The sequence below is a fragment of the Caulobacter mirabilis genome (assembly GCF_002749615.1).
Taxonomy (GTDB): Bacteria; Pseudomonadota; Alphaproteobacteria; order Caulobacterales; family Caulobacteraceae; genus Caulobacter; species Caulobacter mirabilis.
This window is the reverse complement of the sequence record NZ_CP024201.1, coordinates 2,035,422-2,057,358: the sequence shown is the minus strand read 5'-3', so window position 1 is coordinate 2,057,358 and position 21,937 is coordinate 2,035,422. Positions and strand designations below refer to the sequence as shown.

Genomic DNA, 21,937 nt, shown 5'->3' with positions numbered 1-21,937 from the left:
CCCTCCCATGAGCGACAGCGAATCCAAGCGCCCCGGCGCCGCCTGCGGCGCGGCCATCCTGCGGGACGGCCGCCTGCTGCTGGTCAAGCGGCTGCGCCAGCCCGAGGCCGATCACTGGGGCCTGCCCGGCGGCAAGATCGACTGGGGCGAAGGCCTCCGCGCCGCCGTGGCCCGCGAGATCGCCGAGGAGGTCGGACTGACCATCACGCCCGACCGCCTGCTGTGCATCGCCGAGACCATCGACAAGGGCGACGGCATGCACTGGGTCGCGCCGACCTATCTCGTGGAAGACGCCGTCGGCGAGGCGGCGCTGCTGGAGCCGGACAAGATGGGCGGCGTCGCGTGGTTCCCGCTGGACGCCCTGCCGGAGCCGCTGACCGACGCGACGAAGGCCGCGCTGGCGGCGCTGAAGGGTTTGAAGAGCTAAGACGGGCGCCCGCCGCCGCCCCTACTCCGTCATTCTCGCGACGAGCGCGAGGATGACGGCTTTTCGGGTCAGACCTTCAGCCCCGCCGTCCGCAGCAGCGCCAGGCAGTAGGCGCGGCGCGCCTCCGGCGGGAACGGGTCGGGCCGGACCAGCAGCCGGTACAGCAGCGCGCCGGAGACCATGTCCAGGAACACCTCCGGATCGACGTCGGCCGCCAGCCGCCCCGCCGTCTTCATCGCCTCCAGCGAGCGGATGAAGGCCGCGCGACGCGGCGCCAGGTAGCCGGACCAGTAGGCCTCCAGCAGCTCCGGATGACTGCGCGCGGCGCCCAGCAGCCGCGCGGTCAGCCTGGCCAGGTCCGGCCGCCCCAGAATGTCCGGCACGCTGTCGGTCATCAGCGCGACGAAGGCGTCCGCATCGACGTCGCCCCAGTCCTCGACGCGTTCGTCGCCGCCTTCGCGGAGGCGACCGATCGCCTCGACCAGCAGAGCCTCCTTGGTCGCCCAACGCCGATAGAGGGTGGCCCGCGTCACCCCGGCGCGCCGCGCGATCTGGTCGATGCTCGCGCCTTCGACCCCCTGCTCGGCGAACAGCGCGACGGCGGCCTCCAGGATCGCCGTATCGGCCGCGGCGCTGCGCGGCCGTCCACGCCCGCCGCTCAATGCGCCAGACCCGGAAAGCCCAGCAGATGCGCGCGCAGGAAGCTCAGCTGGTCGCCGAAGACGGTGGGCCGCACCGCCTCGTCGTAGAACTGGAAATGGGTGCAGGGATACCGGCGCAGCTCGCCGAACGGGGCCCGCAACGCGATCGGCCGGGCCAGTTCCGCGGGCGTCTCGCGGTCACGCTCGGCCAGGGACAGCAGCACCGGCATGGCCAGGCGGCGGGCGCGACGCCCCGGCCGGTAGACGAGCATGTCGAGCAGGGCCCGCGGCGTCACCTGGTTGCGCCAGGTAGGGTTGTCCATCAAGGCCACGGTCCGGGCCGCCTCCCTCGTCGCCATCACCGCCAGTTCGCCCGGCTCGCCGACCGCCTTGACGTAGATCGGCGGCCGACCGAGCCGACTGCCGATCCAGTCGGCCAGCGCCGCCCGCAACAGCCGCCAGGTCTCGGCCCGGTCGCGCCCCTCGACAGCCTTGGGAAAGCCGTTGAACGGAACCTGCGCCACCACGGCGGCCAGACGCGGGTCCTCCGCCGCGACCGCCAGGACGTGGCCGCCGCCGAGCGAGCTGCCCCATAGCGCGACGCGGTCAGGATCGACGGCGGGCAACCCGCGGGCGAAGGCGATGGCGGCCTGCCAGTCCTGCCTCTGCGCCGAAAGATCGACCACCTGCCGGGGCTCGCCGCCGCTCTCGCCGAAGCCCCGATAGTCGAAGGTCAGGACGGTCAGCCCGCCAGCGGCGAAGTCCGCGGCGTTGCGGGCCAGCGAACCTTCCTGCGTCCCGCCGAAACCGTGCGCCATGACCAGGCACGGCCCGACGCCTTCGCCATAGACATAGCCGATGCACTCGGCGCCGTTCGACCAGAAGGAGACCCGCCTGCGACCGGCCATGCCGCCCACTCCGACACAAATAACGATACAGAATTGCATCGTAAATTGCGGCGACGGTCAAGACGGGATGCCGACGGCAGATGGCCTTATGGCCGGAATGGCGGAGCCTCCAGGGCTGTCCTTCAGGTGAGGCATCCCGGCGAAGGCCGGGACCCAGGTCGCAGGGCTGCGCCTTACGGCGAAACCTCTCCCTGCCGAGCTTGCATCCGGCTCCCGGCCTTCGCCGGGACGATCGGATGAGGGGATCCGCTCCTAGCCCTTCGCCCGCTCGACCGTCTCGACCGACGGGTTGGCGCGCAGGGCGGCGACGATGTTGGTGGCGTGCTTGGCGTCCTTCACGTCGAGGTCGAAGTCGACGTCAAAGCGGTCGTCCTGGCGATGGTGCATGCGCAGGTTGACGATGTTGCCGCCTGCGTCGCCGATCACCGTGCAGACCTCGCCCAGCACCCCCGGGGCATTGAGGATGGTCGCCCGCAGCCGGGTGCGCGAGACGGTGTTGCGCTCGGCGTCCAGCGTCCAGTGCAGGTCGCGCCACAGGTCCTGGCGGTCGTCGTACTTTTCCAGCGTCGGACAGTCGATCGTATGGACGTCGACGGTCTTGGGCCCGACGCTGATGCCGACGATGCGGTCGCCGGGCAGCGGGTTGCAGCACGGACCGAAGTGCAGCGAGGTTCCGGACGCCAGGTCGCCGGTGACGTAGAGCCGCGCCTCCTTGCCGTTCTCGATCCGGCGGCGCGCCGTGACGGCGGCCTTCTCCGACTCGCCCAGGCCGGGGAACAGCACCTCCAGCACGTCGGCGGGCGTGATCCGCCCCCGGCCGATGGCGTCGAACAGCTCGTCCTCGGTCGGCACGGCGAACCGTTCCAGCGCCGGTTTCAGCAGCACGCCCGAACGGGTCTTGCCGACCCGGACGAAGGCCTGGTCCATGGCCGAGACGCCGACGCGAAGGAACTCCTCCTTCTCGGACTGGCGGATATGGCGACGGATGGCGGACCGGGCGCGGCCGGTGATGGTCAGCGACCGCCAGTCCGGCGGCACGGCCGGCTTGGGCCCGCGGATGATCTCGACCACGTCGCCGTTCTGCAGCTGGCTGCGCAGCGGCTTCAGCTCGCCGTTGATCTTGGCCCCGACCGTGGTGTCCCCGACGTTGGTGTGGACCGCATAGGCGAAGTCCAGCGGCATCGCCCCGCGCGGCAGGCTGATCAGCTTGCCCTTCGGGGTGAAGACGAACACCTGGTCGAGGAACATCTCCATCTTGGCGTGTTCGACCAGATCCTCGGCGTCGCCGCCGTGTTCCAGCACCTGGACCAGCTGGCGCAGGTTGGCCAGCGGATCGCGGCCGCCGTCGGCCTCCATCGCCTCGCGGTCGAAGCCGTAGGACTGGTTCTTGTAGCGCCAGTGGGCCGCCACGCCGTCCTCGGCGATGCGGTCCATCAGTTCGGTGCGGATCTGCATCTCGATCCGCATGCCCTTGGGCCCGATCACCGTGGTGTGCAGCGAGCGGTAGTTGTTCCGCTTGGGCGTGGAGATGAAGTCCTTGAACCGCTCGGGCACGCAGGGCCAGTGGCGGTGGATCAGGCCCAGCGCCCGGTAGCAGTCCTCCTCGCTGTCGACGATCACGCGGAAGGCGTAGATGTCCGACATCTGGGAGAAGCCGATCGACTTGCGCTGGAGCTTCCGCCAGATCGAGAACGGATGCTTCTCGCGGCCGAACACCCGGGCCGGGATGTTCTCGGCCTCGAGCAGGCGGGTGATCTCGCCGCTGACCTGTTCGACGGCCTGGCCCTGGTCGGCCCGCATCGCCTCCAGGCGGCGCTGCAGGGCGTGCCGGGCGACCGGGTTCAAGTGCTCGAACGCAAGCTCTTCCAGCTCTGTGCAGATGCGGTGGCAGCCGATGTTGCGCGCCAGCGGGGCGTAGATGTCCAGCGTCTCGCGCGCGATCCGCTCGCGCTTGGCCGGCTTGGAGATGAAGCCCAGCGTCCGCATGTTGTGCAGGCGGTCGGCCAGCTTGACCATCAGGACGCGGACGTCCTTGGAGATGGCCAGGATGAACTTGCGCAGGTTCTCGGCCTGGCGCGTATGTTCGGCCGCGAGCTCCAGCTTGGATAGCTTGGTCACGCCCTCGACCAGCTCGGCCACCTCCTCGCCGAACAGGTCCGCGATCTCCTCGCGGGTGACGGAGGTGTCCTCGATGATGTCGTGCAGCAGGGCGGTGACGATCGAGGCGGTGTCCAGCCGATACTCGGTCAGGATGCCGGCGACTTCGATCGGATGCGCGAAATAGGGATCGCCCGAGGCCCGGGTCTGGGCCCCGTGCATCCGCACCGCATAGACATAGGCGCGGTTGAGCAGTTCCTCGTCGGCGCTGGGGTCGTAGGCCCGGACGCGCTCGATCAGTTCGTACTGGCGAAGGAACTTGGGCCGCGCCGCGGCCTTGGCCGCGGGCGGCAGAGGCGCCTCTCCAGCCTTGCCGGAATCAGGCGCGCTCTGGGGCGGGGCGGCCTCGGCCGCCTCAATCACAAGGGGTTCTGATCCTTCCGGACTCAGTACCGCTCCTCCTGACCGCCGTCGCGGTCGCTCTGCAGGGCGCGGATCAGCTCCGCTTCGCTCATCTGCTGGTGGGACGGATCCTGCAGCAGGGCGACGGTTTCGGCCTCTTCCTCGGCCTCGGTCCGCTCATCCACGCGCTGCAGGGTGCCGATCAGGCTTTCCTTGAGGCCTTCGTTGTCGACGACGTCGTCGGCGATCTCACGCAGGGCCACGACCGGGTTCTTGTCGTTGTCGCGATCGACGAGCAGGGCGGAGCCGGCCGAGATGGCGCGGGCGCGATGGGCCGCGAACAGCACGAGGCCGAAGCGGTTGGGGACCTTCTCGACGCAATCTTCGACGGTGACGCGGGCCATGGAGTCTCTCGGGAGTGTCTAGGAACCGGGCTACATAGAGTTTTGCGCCCCATTGTGCAACGCCGCAAGGGCTCAGCGCGCGTGTTCAACTGTGTCGCACGCGAAAGGAGCCGTTCGGAGCCCCCTCAGAGGCGTGGCAGCCAGAGACCCAGCGCGGCGGCGGCGACTCCCAGCCCCATGACGAGCGCGCCCGCCAGCACGCCGACCGCCATCGCCAGCCGCGCCCCCTCCCCGCCCCGGTCGCGGGCGGCCAGATACAGCTCGACGCCGCCCAGCGGGACCAGCACATGTCCGAAGGCCAGAAAGATGTCGAACGGACCGTCGAAGGCGTCCGTATGGCCGACCGGCCCCTGGTGGATCGCGAACCAGGCCATCATGCCCAGCCGGTAGAACCAGACGGCGTTGATCAGCACGAAAGCGCGCAGGGCCCAGCGGCGGTGGACCGCGAACCGCTTCGCCGCGGCATGGCGCCAGGCCTGGGCTCCACAGACCAGGATCAGGGTCGCGTTCAGGATGTTGCCGGCGGTCATCCAGTTTCCGGCCACCGCGCCGCGCGACAGGGCGATGAAGACGCCCGTGACCGCCGCGACCATGCCGACGCTGAGGAACAGGCGGCCGTTCCAGCGGTGCACCCCCGGCGCGACGCGCCGCAGCCAAGGAACCAGCTGCAGCACCCCGCCGACGGTGACGATCAGCGCCATCAGCAGATGCACGCCCAGCACGGCGTTGCCGGCCGCGTCGCCGCGAACGTAACCGTGCCCGTCCGGCAGCACCCGGTTCCAGCGGTCCATGTCGCCGCCCACCACGCCCAGGCCGTAGAGGCCGGCGATATAGACCGCGAACAGCCAGAGCCCGGCCGCCGAGACCAGCCACCACAGCCTCACGGCCAGGTTCAGCACGCCGTCCGCCCGCCCCGCGAGCACGGCGCGCTTGCTTGTTTCCGACGCCAGTTCCATCAACAACGACCCTGCAGCTATGCGACGCGTCCCGGCGGCAATCTCCGGGAGGCGTCGGCGACGGGCCATGACCGCCGAGACCAGAAACCTGACCCAGACGATCACCCCGACCGCGCCGACGGTCTCGGCGGGCTATGGCCGGGCGCTGTTCGACTATGCGGTCTCGCGTGGCGCGTCGGCGGAGGCGCTGACGGCCGGCGCAGGCCTGGCCGCCGAAGACCTGGCCGACCAGGACGGCCGCCTGCCCCTCGACCGGTTCCTGGCCCTGATCCGGACGGCCAAGGCGCTCTGCGATGCGCCGGCCCTGGTGCTGGAGTTCTGTGCGGCCAGCCGGTTCGAGGCCTTCTCCCTGGTCGGCCTGATCTGCCAGGCCGCCGAGACCATGGGCGAAGGCCTGCGGCAGCTGAACCGCTATCAGCGGCTGGTCACCGAGGCCGGCGGCGACGGCGAGCGTTTCAAGCTGGCGCGCCAGGGCGCCGACCTGTGGCTGGTCGACCAGCGGCCTGACCCGGCAAGCTTCCCCGAACTGACCGAACTCGCCTTCGGGCGGTTCGTCTGCGAGGTGGCGCGGCATTTCGGCGAAGATATCTCGTTCGTGAAGGCCATCGAGGTCGCCCACGCCCGCCCGCCTCACGCCGAGGCCTACGACCGCATCCTCCGCGCGCCGACGCGGTTCGGGATCGGCCGCAACGCCATGCGGATCGACGAGGCCTGGCTGGCGATGAGGACCCACGCCCCGAACCGCTATGTGTTCGGCATCTTCAACGACCGGGCCGACGCCCTGCTGGAGCGGCTGGGACGCGAACGGACCGTCCGCGGCCGGGTCGAGGCCCTGCTCGCCCCCCGCCTGCATATGGGCGAGGCCGCCATGGCCGAGATCGCCGTCCGGCTGGGCATGAGCCGCCAGACCCTCTATCGCCGCCTGAAGGCCGAGGGGACAGGTTTCGACGCCATCGTCGACGACCTGCGCTGCGCCCTGGCCGACGGCTACCTGGACAGCGAGCGGTTGTCGGTGAACGAGACGGCCTATCTGCTCGGCTTCTCGGACCCCAGCGCCTTCTCCCGCGCCTACAAGCGCTGGACCGGCGCCAGCCCGACGGCGCGGAAGGACCGCTAGAGCGGCCGACGCCATCCCGGTCATCCCGGCGAAGGCCGGGCCCCGGATCCAAGCTCGGCGGGGCGTGATTTCGCGGCGCGGCCTTGCGACCTGGATCCCGGCCTTCGCCGGGACGACCGGATGGAGGATGAAGTCGGCGGAAGCGAATGAGCATGCCGCTACAGCGGCGTCGCGTCCGCTCCGACCGTCGCGCGCGCGGCGAGATCGGCCGCCGTCTCGCTCAATGTCGGGTGCCGCCACTCCGGCGCGACCTGCGCTAGCGGCCCCATCACGAACAGCCGCTCATGCGCCCGCGGATGCGGCAGAACCAGCCCCGGCCCCGCGAGCACCGCGCGGCCGTGGGCGATCAGGTCCAGATCGAGTGTCCGGGCGGCGTTGGTCTCGCTTCTGACCCGGCCGAAGTCGCGTTCGAGCGCGTGCAGAATCGCCAGGGCCTCCGCCGGCCCCGACCGGGTCTCCGCCAGGACCACGCCATTGACGAAGGCCGGCGCCGTCGGGTCGGGCCAGGCCGCCGACCGCCACCAGCCAGACCGCGCGATCACCGTCAGGCCACGCGCCGGAAACGCCGCCAGGGCCGCCTCCAGCAGGGCCTCGCACGAGCCGTAGGGTCCCGCTAGGTTGCTCCCCAGGGCGATGACGACGGATTCGTCTGTTTTGAATTGAGAATTTTTACTCAAGGATTTGAAATCTTGACCTTTTACCCGACCGACAGGCTCGCCCTGTTCATCGATGGGGCCAACCTCTACTCCCAGGCCAAGGCCCTGGGGTTCGACATCGACTACAAGAAGCTGCTGGACGAGTTCCGCAAGCGCGGGGTGCTGATCCGCGCCTACTACTACACCGCCCTGGTCGAGAACGGCGACGACTTCTCGCCGATCCGCCCCCTGGTCGACTGGCTCGACTACAACGGCTTCTCGGTGGTGACCAAGCCGGCCAAGGAGTTCACCGACGCCCAGGGCCGCAAGCGCTGGCGCGGCGACATGGACATGGAGATCGCCGTCGACATGATGGAGATCTCGGCCAAGGCCGACCATCTGGTGCTGTTCTCGGGCGACGGCGACTTCCGCCCCCTGGTCGAGGCGATCCAGCGCAAGGGCGTCCGCGTCACCGTGGTCTCGACCGTGAAATCCCAGCCGCCGATGTGCAGCGACGACCTGCGCCGCCAGTGCGACAGCTTCGTCGACCTGGCCGACCTGGGCGACATCATCGGCCGGCCGCAACGCGTGCATCAGCCGCGCATCGCCGAGACCCGCACCCGCGCCGAACTGGACGCCGACGATGAACTTTGACATCCCGCTCGCCATCGCGGGATCCAGTCGGGCCGAGCCCGCTCGCGACTGTCCGCTGTGCCCGCGCCTGGTCGAATACCGGGCCGAGAACGCCCGCCAGAACCCGGACTGGTGGAACGGCCCCGCCCCCTCGTTCGGCGACCCGGCCGCGCGGCTGATGATCGCCGGCCTGGCGCCGGGCCGCACGGGAGCCAACCGCACCGGACGGCCGTTCACCGGCGACCACGCCGGCTGGCTGCTCTACGACACCCTGCGCAAGACCGGCTTCGCGGCCGGCCGCTACGATCCGAACGGCGACGACGACCTGCGGCTGATCGACTGCACGATCACCAACGTGGTCCGCTGCGCCCCGCCGCAGAACAAGCCGGAGACCTCCGAGGAGAAGAACTGCGGCCCCTTCTTCACCGCCAAGCTGGCGGAACTGGACAGGCTGCAGGTCATCGTCACCCTGGGCGACGTGGCGCGGCGCAGCGTGCTGCGGGCGATGGGGCTGAAGGCCTCGATCGGCCAGCCCGGCCACGGCTCGCAGTTCCAGGCCGGCCCCTATACGATCATCAACAGCTATCACTGCTCGCGGCTGAACACGAACACAGGCCGCCTGACCGCGCCGATGTTCGAGGAGATCTTCCAGCGGGCCAAGGCGCTGCTGAAATAGGGGGAAGTCATGTCAGGAGCGGCGGGCGGCTTCCTGAGGGTGTTCCGCGAGATCGACGGATCACGTTATGTCGCGGTGATCGATCTGGACTGAGGTCCCGTTTTGAAAGGCTCCGCTATGTCGTCTCTTCCCGTCGAAGGCTCCTGCCGTTGCGGCCAGGTGAAGATGCGGGTCAGCGCGCCGCCGATGCTGACCATGGCCTGCCACTGCACCGGCTGCCAGAAGATGACCGCCGGCCCGTTCTCGCTGAGCGTGATGATCCCCGCGCCGGGCTTTGCGGTGATCGAGGGCGAAACGGCGATCGGCGGCCTGCACGGCGCCGACCTGCACCACCACCACTGCCCGCGCTGCATGAGCTGGCTGTTCACCAAGGTCGAGGGGGTCGACTTCTTCGTCAACGCCCGCTCGACGATGTTCGGAGTTCCCGAGTGGAACACGCCCTACCTGGAGAGCTTCACCGACGAGAAGCTGCCCTGGGCCTCCACGCCGGCCGTGCGCAGCTTCCCCCGCTTCCCGGAAATGGCGGACTTCGAGGATCTGATGAGCGGCTACGCGGCCGGCCAGGGCGCGACCGGCGGCTGAGCCGTCACGCGGCGCCGCGCGTGGCCGCCGCCGCCAGCAACGGCGCGCCGAAGGGGTCCAGGTCGACGCCCGCGACCGTCAGCCCTCCGGCGCTCAGCAAGGCCGGCAGCCGCGCCGCCAGGTCCTCGGCCCGCGCGCGGCCCGGGGTCTCATAGACCAGCAGCAGGCGGCCGCCGGGCTTCAGCAGCCCGCGAACGGCCGGAACCGCGGCGTCAGGGGCGGTCCAGAACAGATTGACGTTGATCGCGAAGACCGCGTCGAAGCGGCGATCCCGCAAGGCGTCGCCCGTCATGTCCGCGGCGATCACCTCCAGCCGGCCGGCGGCGATCCAGGCCGCGTTGGCCGCGCGGGCCGCCGCCACGGCCGTATCGGAGCGATCGATGGCGACCAGCCGCCCCTCGCCGAGCCGGGCGCAGACCAGGCCGGCGGCGACGCCGCGGCCGCAGCCGATCTCGAGCAGGGTTTCGTCCGGACGAATGGACAGGCGATCGACGGCCCAGGCGATCCGCGTCGGAACCGCGCCGGCCATGCGCCTCAGCCCTTGTCCCGCATCAGGCGGGCCTTGTCGCGCTGCCAGTCGCGCTCGGCGGCGGCCTCGCGCTTGTCGTGGGTCTTCTTGCCCTTGGCCAGGCCGATCTCGAGCTTGGCGATGCCCTTCTCGTTCCAATAGAGCTTGGTCGGGATCAGGGTCCGCCCGTCCCGCTGCACCGCGCCGATCAGCTTGCCGATCTGCTTGCGGTGCAGGAGGAGTTTCCGGGGCCGCCGAGGCTCGTGGTTGAAGCGGTTTCCGCCCGCGTAGGGCGGGATGTCGGCGTTGATCAGCACGATCTCCTGACCTTCGACCGCCGCATAGGATTCGGCGATGTTCGCCCGACCGACGCGCAGGCTCTTCACCTCGGTGCCGGTCAGGACCAGGCCCGCCTCCACCGTTTCCTCGATGAAGTAGTCGTACCGCGCGCGACGGTTCTCGGCGATGGGTTTGGTCACGAGTTGATCAGTCCGGCGTCCCGCATGGCCGCCAGAATCTGGGGTTTCACCGCGTCGGAGCAAGGGGCGATCGGCAGGCGCACCTCCTCCGAGCACAGACCGAGCTGCGCCAGGGCGAACTTGGTCGGCGACGGCGAGGCGTCCAGGAACAGCGCCTTGTGCAGCCGGATCAGGCGATCCTGCCAGTACAGGGCGGTGTCGTAGTCCTTGTTCAGGCAGGCGGCGTAGAAGGCCGACACCGCGTCCGGGGCCACGTTCGAGGTCACGCTGATGCAGCCGTGGCCGCCGTGCGCCATGTAGCCCAGGCCCGTGGGATCGTCGCCCGACAGCATCACCCAGTCGTCGCCGCAGGTCAGGCGCTGGATGCTGATCCGGGTCAGGTCGCTGGTGGCGTCCTTGATCCCGACGACGTTGGGCAGCTTCGACAGCCGCTCCAGGGTCTCGTTGGAAATGTCCGCCACCGTGCGGCCGGGCACGTTGTAGGTGACGATCGGGATCTGCACCGCGTCGTTGATGGCCTCGTAGTGGCGGTAGATGCCTTCCTGGCTCGGGCGGTTGTAGTAGGGCGCGACGACCAGCACCGCATCGGCGCCGACGCTCTTGGCGTAGCGGGCCAGGTCGATCGACTCGGCGGTGGCGTTGGAGCCGGCGCCGGCGATCACCGGCACGCGCCCGCGCGCGGTCTTCACGCACAGCTCGACCACGCGTTTGTGCTCGTCATGGCTCAGCGTCGAGGTCTCGCCGGTCGTGCCGACGGGAACCAGGCCGTGGATGCCGCCCGCGATCTGGCGTTCGACGAGCGCCACGAAGGCGTCTTCGTCGACCGCGCCGTCACGGAACGGGGTGATCAGGGCGGTGAAGGCGCCCCGGAAGGGAATGTGAGGCATGACGTGTCGCAAAAGGCCGTGAGATCGCCGCTTTCGATTGCGGCTATGGAGAGGGCGCGGACAATATGTCCCCCCGCCGGGCCGAAGCAATGGCTCGCGCGTGTGAATCGCTCAGGAGACGAAGGTTTGGCGTTGATCGGTCGGAAGTGGGGGACGGGGGCGGTTCTGACCGCGATATTGGCGAGCGCGGCGGCGGCCCAACCGGCCGGCGTCAGTACGCCGCAAACCGTGTCCACGCCTCAGACCGCCTATGGTCAGCGCGTTTCCGACATGGACGCCGCCAACCTGCGCGCGGCGCTCAACGGAACCTCGGCGGCCAACATCCGGATGGCGATGGATTCGATCCAGGACGCCACGGCCAGGAAGATCGCGCTGTGGGCCCTGGTCGACCGATTCCCCGAATCGCTGAGCTTCTTCGAGGCCGACGCCGCGCGTCGCGACCTGAACGGCTGGCCGCGCCAGGCCAAGCGCCAGGCCGCCGCCGAGAAGCTGCTCGAGACCTCGGGCCTGGGTCCCGACCGCATCGTCGCCTGGTTCGGCGGCGTCGAACCGGAGACGGCCGAAGGCGCCATCGCCCTGGCCGGCGCCTACCGCGCGACCGGCAAGGAGACCGAAGCCCGCGACCTGGTCCGCCGCTGGTGGCGCGAGAAGCTGTTCGAGGCCGATCCGCAGCGCTCCATGCGCGCCCGCTTCGGCCAGTACCTGACCGAGGACGATCACCTCCGCCGCGCCGACGTCCTGCTCTACGGGCCGCAGGGACCGGCGGCGCGCGACCATGTCTCGCAGCTGATCGGCCCCTACCGCCAGGTCGGCGAGGCCCGCCTCGCCTTCCGCGCCAACCAGCGCACGGCGAACGACCTGGTCGCGGCGATGACCCACGAGCAGCGCCAGGATCCGGGTCTGATCTCCGAACAGGCTGACTACTTCCGCCGCCAAGGGCTGGACAGCTCGGCGCGCAGCCTCGCCCGCGGCCTCAAGCCCGCTCCGACCAACGAGCTGGGCGGACGCGTCTGGACCAACGGCCGCAAGCGGATGGTGGTCGACGCCCTGCAGGCCGGCGACAGCCAGGCGGCCTACCATATCGCCGGCAGCACCGGGGCGACGGTCGGCGTCGAGGCCTCGGAAGCCGAGTTCTACGCGGGCTGGATCGCTCTCACCCGCCTGCGCGACGCCAAGGCGGCCGAGCGGCATTTCGCCGTCCTGGCGGGCGCCGGCACCTCGCCGCTGACCCGCAGCCGGGCGCTGTACTGGCAGGGCCGCGCCGCCGAAGCGCTGAACAAGCCGTCCGAGGCGCAGGGCTTCTATCGCCAGGCCGCCGAGTTCTACACGACCTTCTACGGCCAGCTGGCCGGCGAAAAGGCCGGGATCAAGACCCTGACCCTGGGCAAGGACCCCGCCGTCACCCAGGCCGACCGCGCCCGCTTCGAGGGCCGCGAGCTGGTCCGGGCGATCCGTGTCCTGGTCGAGAGCGGCAACCGCGACACCTTCAAGGTCTTCACCCTGCACCTGGACGACACCCTGCCCACGGCGGCGGAGTGCGCCCTGCTCTACGACCTGGCCCGCGGCTACGGCGACTTCGACACCGCCATGCGGGTGATCCGCACGGCCGCCCAGCGCGGCATGATCATGCCCGAGCGCGGCTATCCGCTGCTGAACTACCGCGAGGCGCCCGGCGACGCCGAGAAGGCCTTCGTGCTGTCGATCACCCGGCAGGAGAGCAACTTCGATCCCCGCGCCCGGTCCAGCGCCGACGCCCGCGGCATGATGCAGCTGCTGCCCAGCACCGCGCGGGTCGTGGCCCGCAAGCTGGGCGACGACTATGTCGAGAGCCGCCTCTACGAGGCCGAATACAACATGCGGCTCGGCGCGCGGTACCTGGGCGACATCATCGGCAACTTCGGCGGCAGCTACGTGATGGCGGCCGCCGGCTACAACGCCGGGCCGGGTCGCCCGCTGCAGTGGATCCAGATCTGCAGCGATCCGCGCGGAGCCAGCACCGACGCCCTCGACTTCATCGAATGCATCCCCTTCTCGGAGACGCGCAACTACGTCATGCGGACCACCGAGACGATGATGGTCTATCGCGCCCGGCTGAACGGCGGCAGCACGCCGCTGGTCCTGAGCCAGGAAATCAATCGCGGGACCAAGCCGACCCTGCTGCCCAGCGGCCCGCAGCCATACGTCCCAGGCGGATCGGCTTTCCCCTACAACCGCCCGGAAGGCGCGACGGGGACCAGCGACCCGCAGTAGATCCGTCAGGCCAGACGCCGCGCCGCGACCACCGGTCCGGCCGGCGTCTGGATCAGCTCGCCGTCGAGGCCGAACGCCTGCCGAAGCACCGCGGGCGACAGCGCCTCGGCCGGCGGTCCCTCGGCGGCGACCCGGCCGCCCTTCAGGATCAGCAGCCGGTCGCAGCCCCGGGCCGCCAGGGTCAGGTCGTGCAGGGTGACGACCACCGCCGCGCCCCGCGCCGCCTCCTGCCGCAGCAGGTCGAGGGTCAGGAACTGGGCGTCGGGGTCGAGGCCGGCGGCCGGCTCGTCGGCGATCAGCAGCGGCGCGCGCGTCGCCAGCAGCCGGGCCAGCAGCACCCTCGCCCGCTCCCCGCCGGACATGTCCAGCACCCCGCGGCGCTCGAAGCCGGCCAGGCCCACGCGCCCCAGCGCCTCGGCGGCGATCGCGCGGGCCCGGGCCACGGGCAGATCGGGCGCGCCCAAGGCGGCGATCTCCAGCGCGGCCAGGTTCCAGCCGACGCGGCGTTCCTGCGGCAGATAGCCGGCCAGGCGGGCTCGCTCCGGTTCGGACAGCGCCGCGACGGGCCGTCCGGACAGGCGCGCGGCGCCCGCCTCGGCCCTGAGCAGACCCAGCCCCGCGCGCAGCAGGGTGGTCTTGCCCGAGCCGTTGGGCCCGAGCACGCCCAGCACCTCGCCCGGACGGACGACGAGGCCGGCGCCGTCCAGCGCCCTGTGGCCGCCCTGGCGCACGACCAGGCCCTCGATCTCCCAGGCCGCTCCCTTCAAGGCCGCGCCGTTCATCGCCGCCAGCTCCGCGAGGCGCGCCAGGCGACCAGGGCGAACAGCGGCGCGCCGAACAGGGCTGTGACCACCCCGAGCTTGAGTTCCTGCTCCGTCGGAATGACCCGCGCCGCCAGATCGGCCAGGACCAGCAGGATCGCGCCGGCCAGCGCCGAGGGCAGCAGGGTCCGGGCCGGATCGTCCCCCGCGCGCCGCCTCACCAGATGCGGGGCGGCCAGGCCGACGAAGCCGATGACGCCGGCGCTGGCCACCGCCGCCCCGGCCAGGATGGCCGCGCCGCCGACGGCGGCCGCGCGCAGCCGCGCCATGGGCAGGCCGGACAGCGCCGCCGTCTCCTCACCCAGGGTCAGCATGCGCAGGCCGCCGGCCGACCAGGCGACCAGGCCCGCCCCGGCCGCCAGGACCGGCGCCAGGCGCAGGACGTCGGGCCAGTCGCGGTTGGCCACCGAGCCGAGCATCCAGTTCAGCACCTCGGTCGCCTGCACCGGCGAGGCGGCGAAGTTGTAGACCAGCGAGGTCAGCGCTCCGGCGAAGGCCGAGATCGAGACGCCGAGCAGGATCAGCGCCTCCGGCTCGCGGAACCGGGCGGCCAGGGCGACCACAACCACGCCGGCGATCAGCGCGCCGGCCAGGGCCGAGCTCTCGATCGCCCAGGGGATGGCGGCCAGGCCGAACATGATCGCCAGCCCCGCGCCGAGGCCGGCGCTGGCCGATACGCCCAGCACGCCCGGATCGGCCAGCGGATTGCGCAGCAGACCTTGCAACGCCGCGCCCGCCAGCCCCAACGCCGCGCCGACCAAGGCGGCCGTGACCGCTCGCGGCGCCCGCAGGGTCCACAGGATCTCGCCGGCCGAGGAGGCCGGGGCGGTCAGCGCCTGCAGATACTCGCCCGGCGTCAGCGCGGTCTCCCCGGCCAGCAACGCCAGGACCAGGACGAGGGTCAGCAGGACCGCCAGCAGAATCGATCCCGAACGGCCGGTCATCGGGCCGCCTCGGCGATGGTCTCGACGCCTTCGCCGATGAACCAGGCCGGGCAGCCGATCATCGACCCCGGCAGCGAGGCGACGGTGCGCCCCTCCAGCCGTTTGCGCAGCGCCTGGTGCCGCCCCGGTCCCCAGCGGGTCATCGCGGTCGAGACATCCTTGAAGAAACCCAGGACGAAGGCGGCCGGCGTGTCGCGCACCAGGGTCTCCAGCGGGATCGGCTCCCAGGCGGCGCCCGATACCAGATTGGTTAGTCCGGCCGCCCGCAGCATGGCGTCCATCAGGGTGCCGCCGCCCGAGGTGTAGCCGCTGGGCGTCAGGTACAGGGCCTTGCGGCCGCCCCACGCGTCCTTCGACCGCGCCAGCCGCGCGTCCATGTCGGCGATCAGGGCCTCGCCGCGAGGCTGCTGGCCCAGCGCGGCCGCCACGCCCCTGACATTGGCGCGAACGGTCGCAAAGTCCGTGGCGTCCTCGATCCTGACGACCTTGATCCCGCGACGGTCGAGCGCCTCGCCGATCCGGGCGTCGCCGCCCCAGTAGCGGACCACGACGTCCGGCTTGAGGCTCAGGACGGTCTCGGTGGTCGCGCGACGGATGGGCAACCCCTTTGCCTGAGCATGCATGTAGGAGTCCGGGTCGTCGGCCCGGGCGGACACGCCGACGATCGCCTCGCGCGGGCTCAAGGCCACGACATACTGGTCCGCGCAACTGTCCAGCGACATCACGCGGGGCGAGGCCGAAGCCGGCCCTGCGAGCGCCAGCCCCGCCGCCAGAGCGACGGCGTAACGAAGCGGCGCCGGCATGGGATCAGTCCGTGACGAGACCGTACAGCAGGCCGTCGAGCAGCACCGCGCGGAGTTCGTCGGCCGGCGCCCAGTTGAAGCCCGACTTGGTCAGCAGCAGCGACACAAGGCCGTGACAGGCCGCCCACATCGACTGGGCGGCGCTGTCCACGGTTCCCGTGCGCAGACGCCCGGAAGCGCCGATCTCGCGCACCACGCCGACGAACTTCTCGTAGCAGCGATCGCCCAGCGCCTGGGTCGCAGCCTGTTTCGCTTCCGACAGCACGCCGGCCGGGCCGCAGAACACCAGCTGGTAGGCGTTCGGATTATCCATCGCGAAGGCCATGTAGGCGTCGAGCATCAGCCGCACGCGAGCGACCGCGTCGATCGGCCGGGCGGAAATCTCCAGATTGATGTTCAACAGTTGTTCGATCGCGCCGTCGCAGATCTCGAGCAGGATCTCGTCCTTGTCCCGAAAGTGCATGTACAGCGCCGTCGACGAGACGCCGACTTCATCCGCGATCTTGCGGATCGTCGCGCCATGATAACCTTCGGCGATGAAGATCCGCTCGGCCGCCTGCAGGATTTCCCCCCGCCGCAGGTGGCCGTCGCCCTTCGGTTTACGTGCAGATCGCTGCGGCTTCTTCAAGGTCGTTGTCACGACTCGGCTCATCCCCTGGCGTTCCCCTTAGGACACTAAACGGCAATCACCTGGGGGCGGCAAGCGGCCAAACCGCCGCGCGACAGCTTTTGGTTGCATCGTTAACGATTCCCTCTTGACGCGCATTCGTGCGCCTCCCTTGAGTCGCGGCTGGGCGGCGACCGGGGGAGTGCATGGCCTGGCAGGACGATTTGACGGCGCATCGTCGCCGCCTCAAGCGCACGCGTGTCCTTCGCAGACCGGCGCCGAGGCTGGCCGGAGACGCCGATACGCTCCACAGACGCGGCGCGGCCTGCCCGCCCGATCGGCTGCAGTGGACCTTGCTCCTTCTCGCGGCCGGATTGCCGGTCGCCGGCCTGCTGCTGGCGCCGGCTACGGCCTGGGCGATTCTGCATCCGCTGTTTTTCGTCGCCTTCACCCTCGGCGCGGGACTTCGTCTCGTCGCCGCCCTGACGCCGCGCGAAGGGGTCACGCCGCCGCCGATCCACGAGGCGGATCTGCCCCGCTACACCATCATCGCGCCGCTCTACGGCGAGGCGGACATCGCTCCAGACCTGATCGCCGCCCTGGAGGCGCTCGACTACCCGCGAGACCGTCTTCAGGCGCTGGTGGCGCTGGAGGCCGACGACACGGCGACCCTGGCGGCTCTGCACCGGCTGGACCTGCCGTCCTTCATCGAGGTGATCGTCGCCCCGCCCGGCCACCCGCGCACCAAGCCCCGCGCCTGCAACGTGGCGTTGGAGCTGGCGACCGGAGATCTGCTCACGATCTATGACGCCGAGGATCGTCCCGACCCCGGCCAGCTGCGAGAGGCGGCGGCGCGGTTCGCGACCGGGTCGCCGCGACTGGCCTGCCTGCAGGCGCCGTTGCGCATCGACGTCGACCGCCGCTTCATTCCGGCCCAGTTCGGCCTCGAATACGCGGTGCAGTTCGAGGTCGTGCTGCCGTTCCTGGTCCGCATCGGGCTGCCCTTTCCGCTCGGCGGCACGAGCAACCACTTCCGGATCGAGCCCCTGAAGGCGCTCGGCGGGTGGGACGCCTGGAACGTCACCGAAGACGCCGACATGGGCTTTCGACTGGCGTCCGAGGGCTACGAGCTCGGCATGCTGGAGCGCCCGACGCTGGAGCCGCCGCCCCGGAACCTGCGCGAATGGCTGCCGCAGCGGACCCGCTGGGTGAAGGGCTACATGCAGACCTTCGGAGTCCAGGCTCGCAACCCGCCGCACTGGCGGACCGGCGCCGCGGCCTCGCTGCTCCTCACCCTGGGCGTGGCCATCGCCGCCGCCCTGCTGCACGGCCCCATGGTCGCCTGGACGCTCATCGGCGGCCTCGGCCGGCTGGCCGGCGAGATCGACTGGGTGACGCCGCTGGACCTTTGGCTGTTCGGTTTCGGCTGGATCGCCGCGGGCCTGGCCGCGGTGGTCGGCGGCCGTCGCGCCGGACGTCCCGTGGGGGTTCGCGACCTGCTCATCGCGCCCTTCTACTGGCCGCTGCATTCCCTCGCCGGGGCCCACGCGATCTATCAGCTGTTCACCAAGCCGCACCACTGGGACAAGACCCCGCATCGAGCGGATCACGGCGCGCGGACTGGACAGGCGCGCGCCTGACCCGTATCCGCCGGGCGATGACCCAAGGCCCGATCATCGCCGACGCTCCCAGCCTGATGCGCACCACGGGCTGGGCGGACTACGCCCTGCTCGACAGCGGCGGCGGCCGCAAGCTGGAGCGCTACGGCCCCTACCGCGTCGTGCGGCCAGAGCCGCAGTGCCTATGGACGCCCCGCCTGGACGCCAAGGCCTGGGATAGCGCCGACGCCGTCTTCGACCCGACCGACGAGGACGAAGCCGGCCGCTGGCGCTTCAAGGGCAAGCCGGTCGAGAGCTGGGCGTTGGCCTGGAACCAGGCGCGCTTCCATGGCCGCTTCACGAATTTCCGCCATCTGGCCTTCTTCCCCGAGCAGGCGGCCAACTGGGAATGGCTGGACGCTCGTCAGCGCGCCGCCGGCCGACCGCTGAAGATCCTGAACCTGTTCGGCTACACCGGCGTCGCCAGCCTGGTCTGCTCCCTGGCCGGCGCCCAGGTGACCCACGTCGACGCCTCGAAACAGTCAGTCCAGCGCGCCCGCGAGAACGCCGAGCTGTCCGGCGTCGCCAACGTCCGCTGGATCGTCGAGGACGCCCGTCGCTTCGTTCAGCGCGAGGACCGCCGCGGCAACCGCTACGACGGGATCATCCTGGATCCGCCGAAGTTCGGCCGCGGACCGGACGGCGAGGTGTGGCGCCTGTTCGAGGACCTGCCGGAGATGATCGGCCTGTGCGGCGGCCTGCTGTCGGACGACGCCTCCTTCCTGATCCTCAACGCCTACGCCGCCCGCATCTCGGGCGCCTCGATGGCCGGCCTGGTCGCCGAGGCGGTGAACAGGCCCGGCCGCGTCGACTGGGGCGAGCTGGCCCTGGTCGAGGAGGCCGGCGAGCGGCAGGTCGGCCTCTCCTTCTTCGCGCGGTGGTCCTCGTGAGCCGGCTCGTCACCTCCCACAGCAACCCCACCGTCAAGGCGGTGAAGGCTCTCCACATGCGCAAGGCGCGCGAGGAGAGCGGCCAGTTCCTGGCCGAGGGCCTGAAGATCGTCACCGAAGCGGTCGAGCTGGGCCACGCGCCGAAGATCCTGCTCTACGGCAAGGACGCCGACGGCCATCCGCTGCTGACCAGGGCCGTCGCGGCGACCGAGAAGGCCGGCGGCGAGGTCATCGAGGTCAATCGCGAGATCCTCGAGAAGATCGCCAAGCGGGACAATCCGCAGGCCGTGCTCGCCGTCTTCGACCAGCGCTTCACGCCGCTGCAGACCTTGGAGCCGCAGGCGGCCAAGGTCTGGGTCGGGCTGCACCGCGTGCGCGACCCCGGCAACCTGGGCACCATCATCCGCACGGCCGACGCGGCCGGCGCCGGCGGGGTGATCCTGGTCGGCGACTGCTGCGACCCCTACTCCGTCGAGGCCGTGCGGGCGACGATGGGTTCGATCTTCGCCGTGCCGATCGCCAAGGCCGCCGAGGCTGAGTTCATCGCCTGGCGCGACCGCTGGCCGGGTTCGGTGGTCGGCACCCTGCTGACCGCTACGGTCGACCACAAGAGCGCCGACTATCGCCGCCCCTCCCTGGTCCTGATGGGCAACGAACAGGCCGGCCTGACGCCCGAGCTGGCGGCCCTCTGCGACGTCAACGTCAAGATCCCCATGCGCGGCCGCGCCGACAGCCTGAACCTGTCGGTGGCCACGGGGATCATGATCTATGCGGCGGGAGACTGACGCGAGAGGTTGCGAATGTCGGCCGGCGGTCCCCCGCTCCGTCCTTCGGCCGTCAGCCGCCCAGGCGGCTCAACGGAAGGACCATCGACATGACCCGCTACATCCTCAGCATCATCCAGCCCGACGGCCCGCCCCCGCCGCCCGAGATCCTCGACCCGATCCTGGCCGACCTGGCCAAGGTCAACGCCGACATGACCGCCGCCGGCGTCCGGGTGATGGCCGTCGGCCTGACGCCGCCCAGCCAGGCCTTCGTGGTCCGCACCGGCCGCGGCAAGCCGGCCGTCACCGACGGCCCCTTCGCCGAGACCAAGGAACATATCGGCGGCTTCACCATCATCGACGTGGCGACTCTCGACGAGGCGCGGGACTGGGCGACCCGGCTGGCGACGGCGATCACCCTGCCGATCGAGGTGCGGGCGCTGTACTCCGACTAGGCGAGCGACGGGTTCGCCTCCGCTCCGCCCATTTTTGGAGCGCGCGGCGCAAGCGGCGTCCCTGAGCGTGCTACGGCCGCAGACGCTGCTGCGCCGCGCGAATGTCGCGCCCGAAGCGGATCTCGTCCGGATCCGTCGGCGCGGTCGCCGGCGTCACGACGGCCGGGGGGATGCCGACACCCTCGTAGACCTTGCCGTCCGCCAGACGGTAGACCTCGTTCGACAGACCCAGGCGCCAGCCGTTCGGCAGGGTCTTGTCCAGCACCTCCGAATGCGCCCCTTGCGTCGGCTGACCCAGCGTCGTGACGTTCGGCAGGACCCGCAGCCGCATCACCAGCGCCTCGGCCGCGCTGGTCGTGCGTTCGCCGACGAGCACGACGACCGGCCCTTCGAAGCGCGGGCAGGCGCCGGGCTCGACATAGGCCTCATAGGCCGGCCCCTGCCCGGCGCCGTCCTTGGCCGCCTTGCTGTAGGCCAGGCGCCTCCGGTCCGCGAAGCAGCCGGCGATCAGATCCGCGAAGGCCTCCGACCCGCCCGGATTGACGCGCAGGTCCAGGATCAGGCCGCGCACTCCGGCCAGCCGGCTGAACGCGGTCGTCAGCGCCTGGGTCGCCGCTCGCTGATCCGCCGCGGCGCTGGTGTTGGCCGGCCAGCCGACCGGGCCCGCGTCGAACCCGCCCATCGTGGGCACGGCGATGTAGCCGACATCGTCCGGGGTCCTGCCGAAGACCAGGCGCTCGTGGGCGAGGGTCTCCACCTTCCCGGCCAACGGGCTGTCGGACTTGGCGAGATAGGCCAGCAGGGCAGCCTGGATCGGTGCGATCGGCGAGGCGTCGCCGCGGCGCGCCTGGAACCGCCGCTGCCCGTCGACGAGCCGTGTGTGCGGATCGTGGAGCTTGCCCAGCATCTCGGTGAAGATCGGCCAGGGATCTCCCTTGGAGCCCAACGCCTGGACCTTCGGACGATACTCGCGGCGGACCGCCGTCCAGTCGACGCCGCGCGCCGTGAAGAAGGGATAATGCTCGTCGAGCATCGCCCAGAGCGTGTCGAAATTGACCAGCGGATCGGCCGACGGACCGGACGGCCAGTCACAGGGCTTCGGCAGGCCCGCAATCCGCTCGAAGCCGATGTGCATCTCGTCGCCGGTGAGCAGGAACCGTCCCGGCCCCGCCGGCGTGATCGCGCCCATGTCCGACAGGTCTTCGATGAAGTCGCCCCGCACGCAGCGGCCGCCGTCGAAGTCGTAGAGCTGGGCGCCCCTGGAGCTGACGTCCAGCACATAGCCGTAGCCCTGGCTGCGCCAGACACCCGGCTCGGGAACCGGTTGCGCGGTCAGCGCCGCCGCCAGGCCCAGTGCTGCGATCATGTCGTCCCCCGGAGGTTTCAGCAGACG

24 protein-coding genes are annotated in these 21,937 nt (G+C 70.8%); 10 read left to right on the top strand and 14 right to left on the bottom strand.

Features of this window, described 5'->3' with window-relative positions:
- Nucleotides 1-7: 7 nt before the first annotated feature.
- Nucleotides 8-427 (top strand): NUDIX domain-containing protein, encoded by a 420-nt coding sequence (locus CSW64_RS10110; protein WP_099621990.1) that lies wholly within the window; start codon nt 8-10, stop codon nt 425-427.
- Between the two features lie 68 nt (nt 428-495).
- Here the strand turns inward: CSW64_RS10110 and CSW64_RS10105 are convergent, their stop codons facing one another.
- The 5 genes from CSW64_RS10105 to CSW64_RS10085 form a co-directional block, all read right to left on the bottom strand.
- Entirely contained in the window at nt 496-1,089 is a 594-nt protein-coding gene (locus tag CSW64_RS10105; protein ID WP_099621989.1) for a TetR/AcrR family transcriptional regulator, read from the bottom strand.
- Nucleotides 1,086-1,976, bottom strand: coding sequence for an alpha/beta hydrolase (locus CSW64_RS10100; RefSeq protein ID WP_099621988.1), 891 nt, complete (start codon nt 1,974-1,976; stop codon nt 1,086-1,088). The genes CSW64_RS10105 and CSW64_RS10100 overlap by 4 nt, the downstream gene beginning before the upstream one ends.
- A gap of 252 nt (nt 1,977-2,228) precedes the next feature.
- Nucleotides 2,229-4,427 carry a RelA/SpoT family protein gene (locus tag CSW64_RS10095; RefSeq protein WP_099624197.1) on the bottom strand — a complete coding sequence of 733 codons (2,199 nt, stop codon included), beginning with the start codon at nt 4,425-4,427 and terminating at the stop codon, nt 2,229-2,231.
- Between the two features lie 92 nt (nt 4,428-4,519).
- Entirely contained in the window at nt 4,520-4,879 is a 360-nt protein-coding gene (gene rpoZ, locus CSW64_RS10090) for a DNA-directed RNA polymerase subunit omega (protein ID WP_099621987.1), read from the bottom strand.
- Nucleotides 4,880-5,004: 125 nt separating this feature from the next.
- On the bottom strand, nt 5,005-5,835 hold the full coding sequence (locus CSW64_RS10085; RefSeq protein WP_172448508.1) for a DUF2306 domain-containing protein: 831 nt from the start codon (nt 5,833-5,835) through the stop codon (nt 5,005-5,007).
- Nucleotides 5,836-5,902: 67 nt separating this feature from the next.
- Between CSW64_RS10085 and CSW64_RS10080 the strand changes: the two genes are divergently transcribed.
- The gene (locus CSW64_RS10080) at nt 5,903-6,952 is read left to right on the top strand and encodes an AraC family transcriptional regulator (RefSeq protein ID WP_099621985.1); all 1,050 of its coding nucleotides are present in this window, start codon (nt 5,903-5,905) and stop codon (nt 6,950-6,952) included.
- Nucleotides 6,953-7,110: 158 nt separating this feature from the next.
- Here the strand turns inward: CSW64_RS10080 and folK are convergent, their stop codons facing one another.
- A complete protein-coding gene (gene folK / locus CSW64_RS10075) occupies nt 7,111-7,629 on the bottom strand; it encodes a 2-amino-4-hydroxy-6-hydroxymethyldihydropteridine diphosphokinase (protein ID WP_245863884.1) in 519 nt (172 codons plus the stop codon).
- Nucleotides 7,630-7,641: 12 nt separating this feature from the next.
- Here folK and CSW64_RS10070 point away from each other — a divergent pair, with 12 nt between their 5' ends.
- From CSW64_RS10070 to CSW64_RS10060, 3 genes are all read left to right on the top strand, one after another.
- Complete coding sequence (locus CSW64_RS10070; RefSeq protein ID WP_099621984.1) at nt 7,642-8,241, top strand: LabA-like NYN domain-containing protein; 600 nt, start codon at nt 7,642-7,644, stop codon at nt 8,239-8,241.
- The gene (locus tag CSW64_RS10065; protein WP_099621983.1) at nt 8,231-8,896 is read left to right on the top strand and encodes a uracil-DNA glycosylase; all 666 of its coding nucleotides are present in this window, start codon (nt 8,231-8,233) and stop codon (nt 8,894-8,896) included. Before CSW64_RS10070 ends, CSW64_RS10065 begins: the two co-directional genes overlap by 11 nt.
- A 117-nt stretch (nt 8,897-9,013) precedes the next feature.
- Nucleotides 9,014-9,478, top strand: coding sequence for a GFA family protein (locus tag CSW64_RS10060; RefSeq protein ID WP_099621982.1), 465 nt, complete (start codon nt 9,014-9,016; stop codon nt 9,476-9,478).
- A 4-nt stretch (nt 9,479-9,482) separates the two neighbouring features.
- Here CSW64_RS10060 and CSW64_RS10055 read toward each other — a convergent pair whose 3' ends face one another.
- The 3 genes from CSW64_RS10055 to dapA are packed head-to-tail and all read right to left on the bottom strand — an operon-like array spanning nt 9,483 to nt 11,352.
- Nucleotides 9,483-10,007, bottom strand: a complete 525-nt coding sequence (locus tag CSW64_RS10055) for an SAM-dependent methyltransferase (protein ID WP_099621981.1) — start codon at nt 10,005-10,007, stop codon at nt 9,483-9,485.
- Between the two features lie 5 nt (nt 10,008-10,012).
- Entirely contained in the window at nt 10,013-10,465 is a 453-nt protein-coding gene (smpB, locus tag CSW64_RS10050; RefSeq protein WP_099621980.1) for an SsrA-binding protein SmpB, read from the bottom strand.
- The gene (gene dapA, locus CSW64_RS10045) at nt 10,462-11,352 is read right to left on the bottom strand and encodes a 4-hydroxy-tetrahydrodipicolinate synthase (protein ID WP_099621979.1); all 891 of its coding nucleotides are present in this window, start codon (nt 11,350-11,352) and stop codon (nt 10,462-10,464) included. The genes smpB and dapA overlap by 4 nt, the downstream gene beginning before the upstream one ends.
- Nucleotides 11,353-11,478: 126 nt before the next feature.
- Between dapA and CSW64_RS10040 the strand changes: the two genes are divergently transcribed.
- Nucleotides 11,479-13,602: a lytic transglycosylase domain-containing protein gene (locus CSW64_RS10040; protein ID WP_245863883.1), complete on the top strand. Its 2,124-nt coding sequence runs from the start codon at nt 11,479-11,481 to the stop codon at nt 13,600-13,602.
- Nucleotides 13,603-13,607: 5 nt separating this feature from the next.
- On the opposite strand, the gene CSW64_RS10035 is transcribed toward CSW64_RS10040, so the two are convergent.
- The 4 genes from CSW64_RS10035 to CSW64_RS10020 are packed head-to-tail and all read right to left on the bottom strand — an operon-like array spanning nt 13,608 to nt 16,822.
- A complete protein-coding gene (locus tag CSW64_RS10035; protein WP_099621977.1) occupies nt 13,608-14,384 on the bottom strand; it encodes an ABC transporter ATP-binding protein in 777 nt (258 codons plus the stop codon).
- A complete protein-coding gene (locus tag CSW64_RS10030; protein WP_099621976.1) occupies nt 14,381-15,367 on the bottom strand; it encodes a FecCD family ABC transporter permease in 987 nt (328 codons plus the stop codon). The genes CSW64_RS10035 and CSW64_RS10030 overlap by 4 nt, the downstream gene beginning before the upstream one ends.
- Nucleotides 15,364-16,170, bottom strand: a complete 807-nt coding sequence (locus CSW64_RS10025; protein WP_099621975.1) for an ABC transporter substrate-binding protein — start codon at nt 16,168-16,170, stop codon at nt 15,364-15,366. The genes CSW64_RS10030 and CSW64_RS10025 overlap by 4 nt, the downstream gene beginning before the upstream one ends.
- A 4-nt stretch (nt 16,171-16,174) precedes the next feature.
- Nucleotides 16,175-16,822 carry a TetR/AcrR family transcriptional regulator gene (locus tag CSW64_RS10020; RefSeq protein WP_425430369.1) on the bottom strand — a complete coding sequence of 216 codons (648 nt, stop codon included), beginning with the start codon at nt 16,820-16,822 and terminating at the stop codon, nt 16,175-16,177.
- Nucleotides 16,823-17,130: 308 nt separating this feature from the next.
- On the opposite strand from CSW64_RS10020, the gene CSW64_RS10015 reads away from it, so the two are divergent.
- The 4 genes from CSW64_RS10015 to CSW64_RS10000 all read left to right on the top strand — a co-directional run bounded on the left by CSW64_RS10015 (nt 17,131) and on the right by CSW64_RS10000 (nt 20,544).
- A complete protein-coding gene (locus CSW64_RS10015; protein WP_172448507.1) occupies nt 17,131-18,417 on the top strand; it encodes a glycosyltransferase family 2 protein in 1,287 nt (428 codons plus the stop codon).
- 17 nt (nt 18,418-18,434) lie between these two features.
- Entirely contained in the window at nt 18,435-19,325 is an 891-nt protein-coding gene (locus tag CSW64_RS10010; protein WP_099621973.1) for a class I SAM-dependent methyltransferase, read from the top strand.
- Nucleotides 19,322-20,110, top strand: a complete 789-nt coding sequence (locus CSW64_RS10005; protein ID WP_245863882.1) for a TrmH family RNA methyltransferase — start codon at nt 19,322-19,324, stop codon at nt 20,108-20,110. Before CSW64_RS10010 ends, CSW64_RS10005 begins: the two co-directional genes overlap by 4 nt.
- 89 nt (nt 20,111-20,199) lie before the next feature.
- Entirely contained in the window at nt 20,200-20,544 is a 345-nt protein-coding gene (locus CSW64_RS10000; protein ID WP_099621972.1) for a YciI family protein, read from the top strand.
- A 70-nt stretch (nt 20,545-20,614) separates the two neighbouring features.
- Here the strand turns inward: CSW64_RS10000 and CSW64_RS09995 are convergent, their stop codons facing one another.
- Nucleotides 20,615-21,910, bottom strand: a complete 1,296-nt coding sequence (locus CSW64_RS09995) for a S41 family peptidase (RefSeq protein WP_099621971.1) — start codon at nt 21,908-21,910, stop codon at nt 20,615-20,617.
- Between the last annotated feature and the right edge of the window lie 27 nt (nt 21,911-21,937).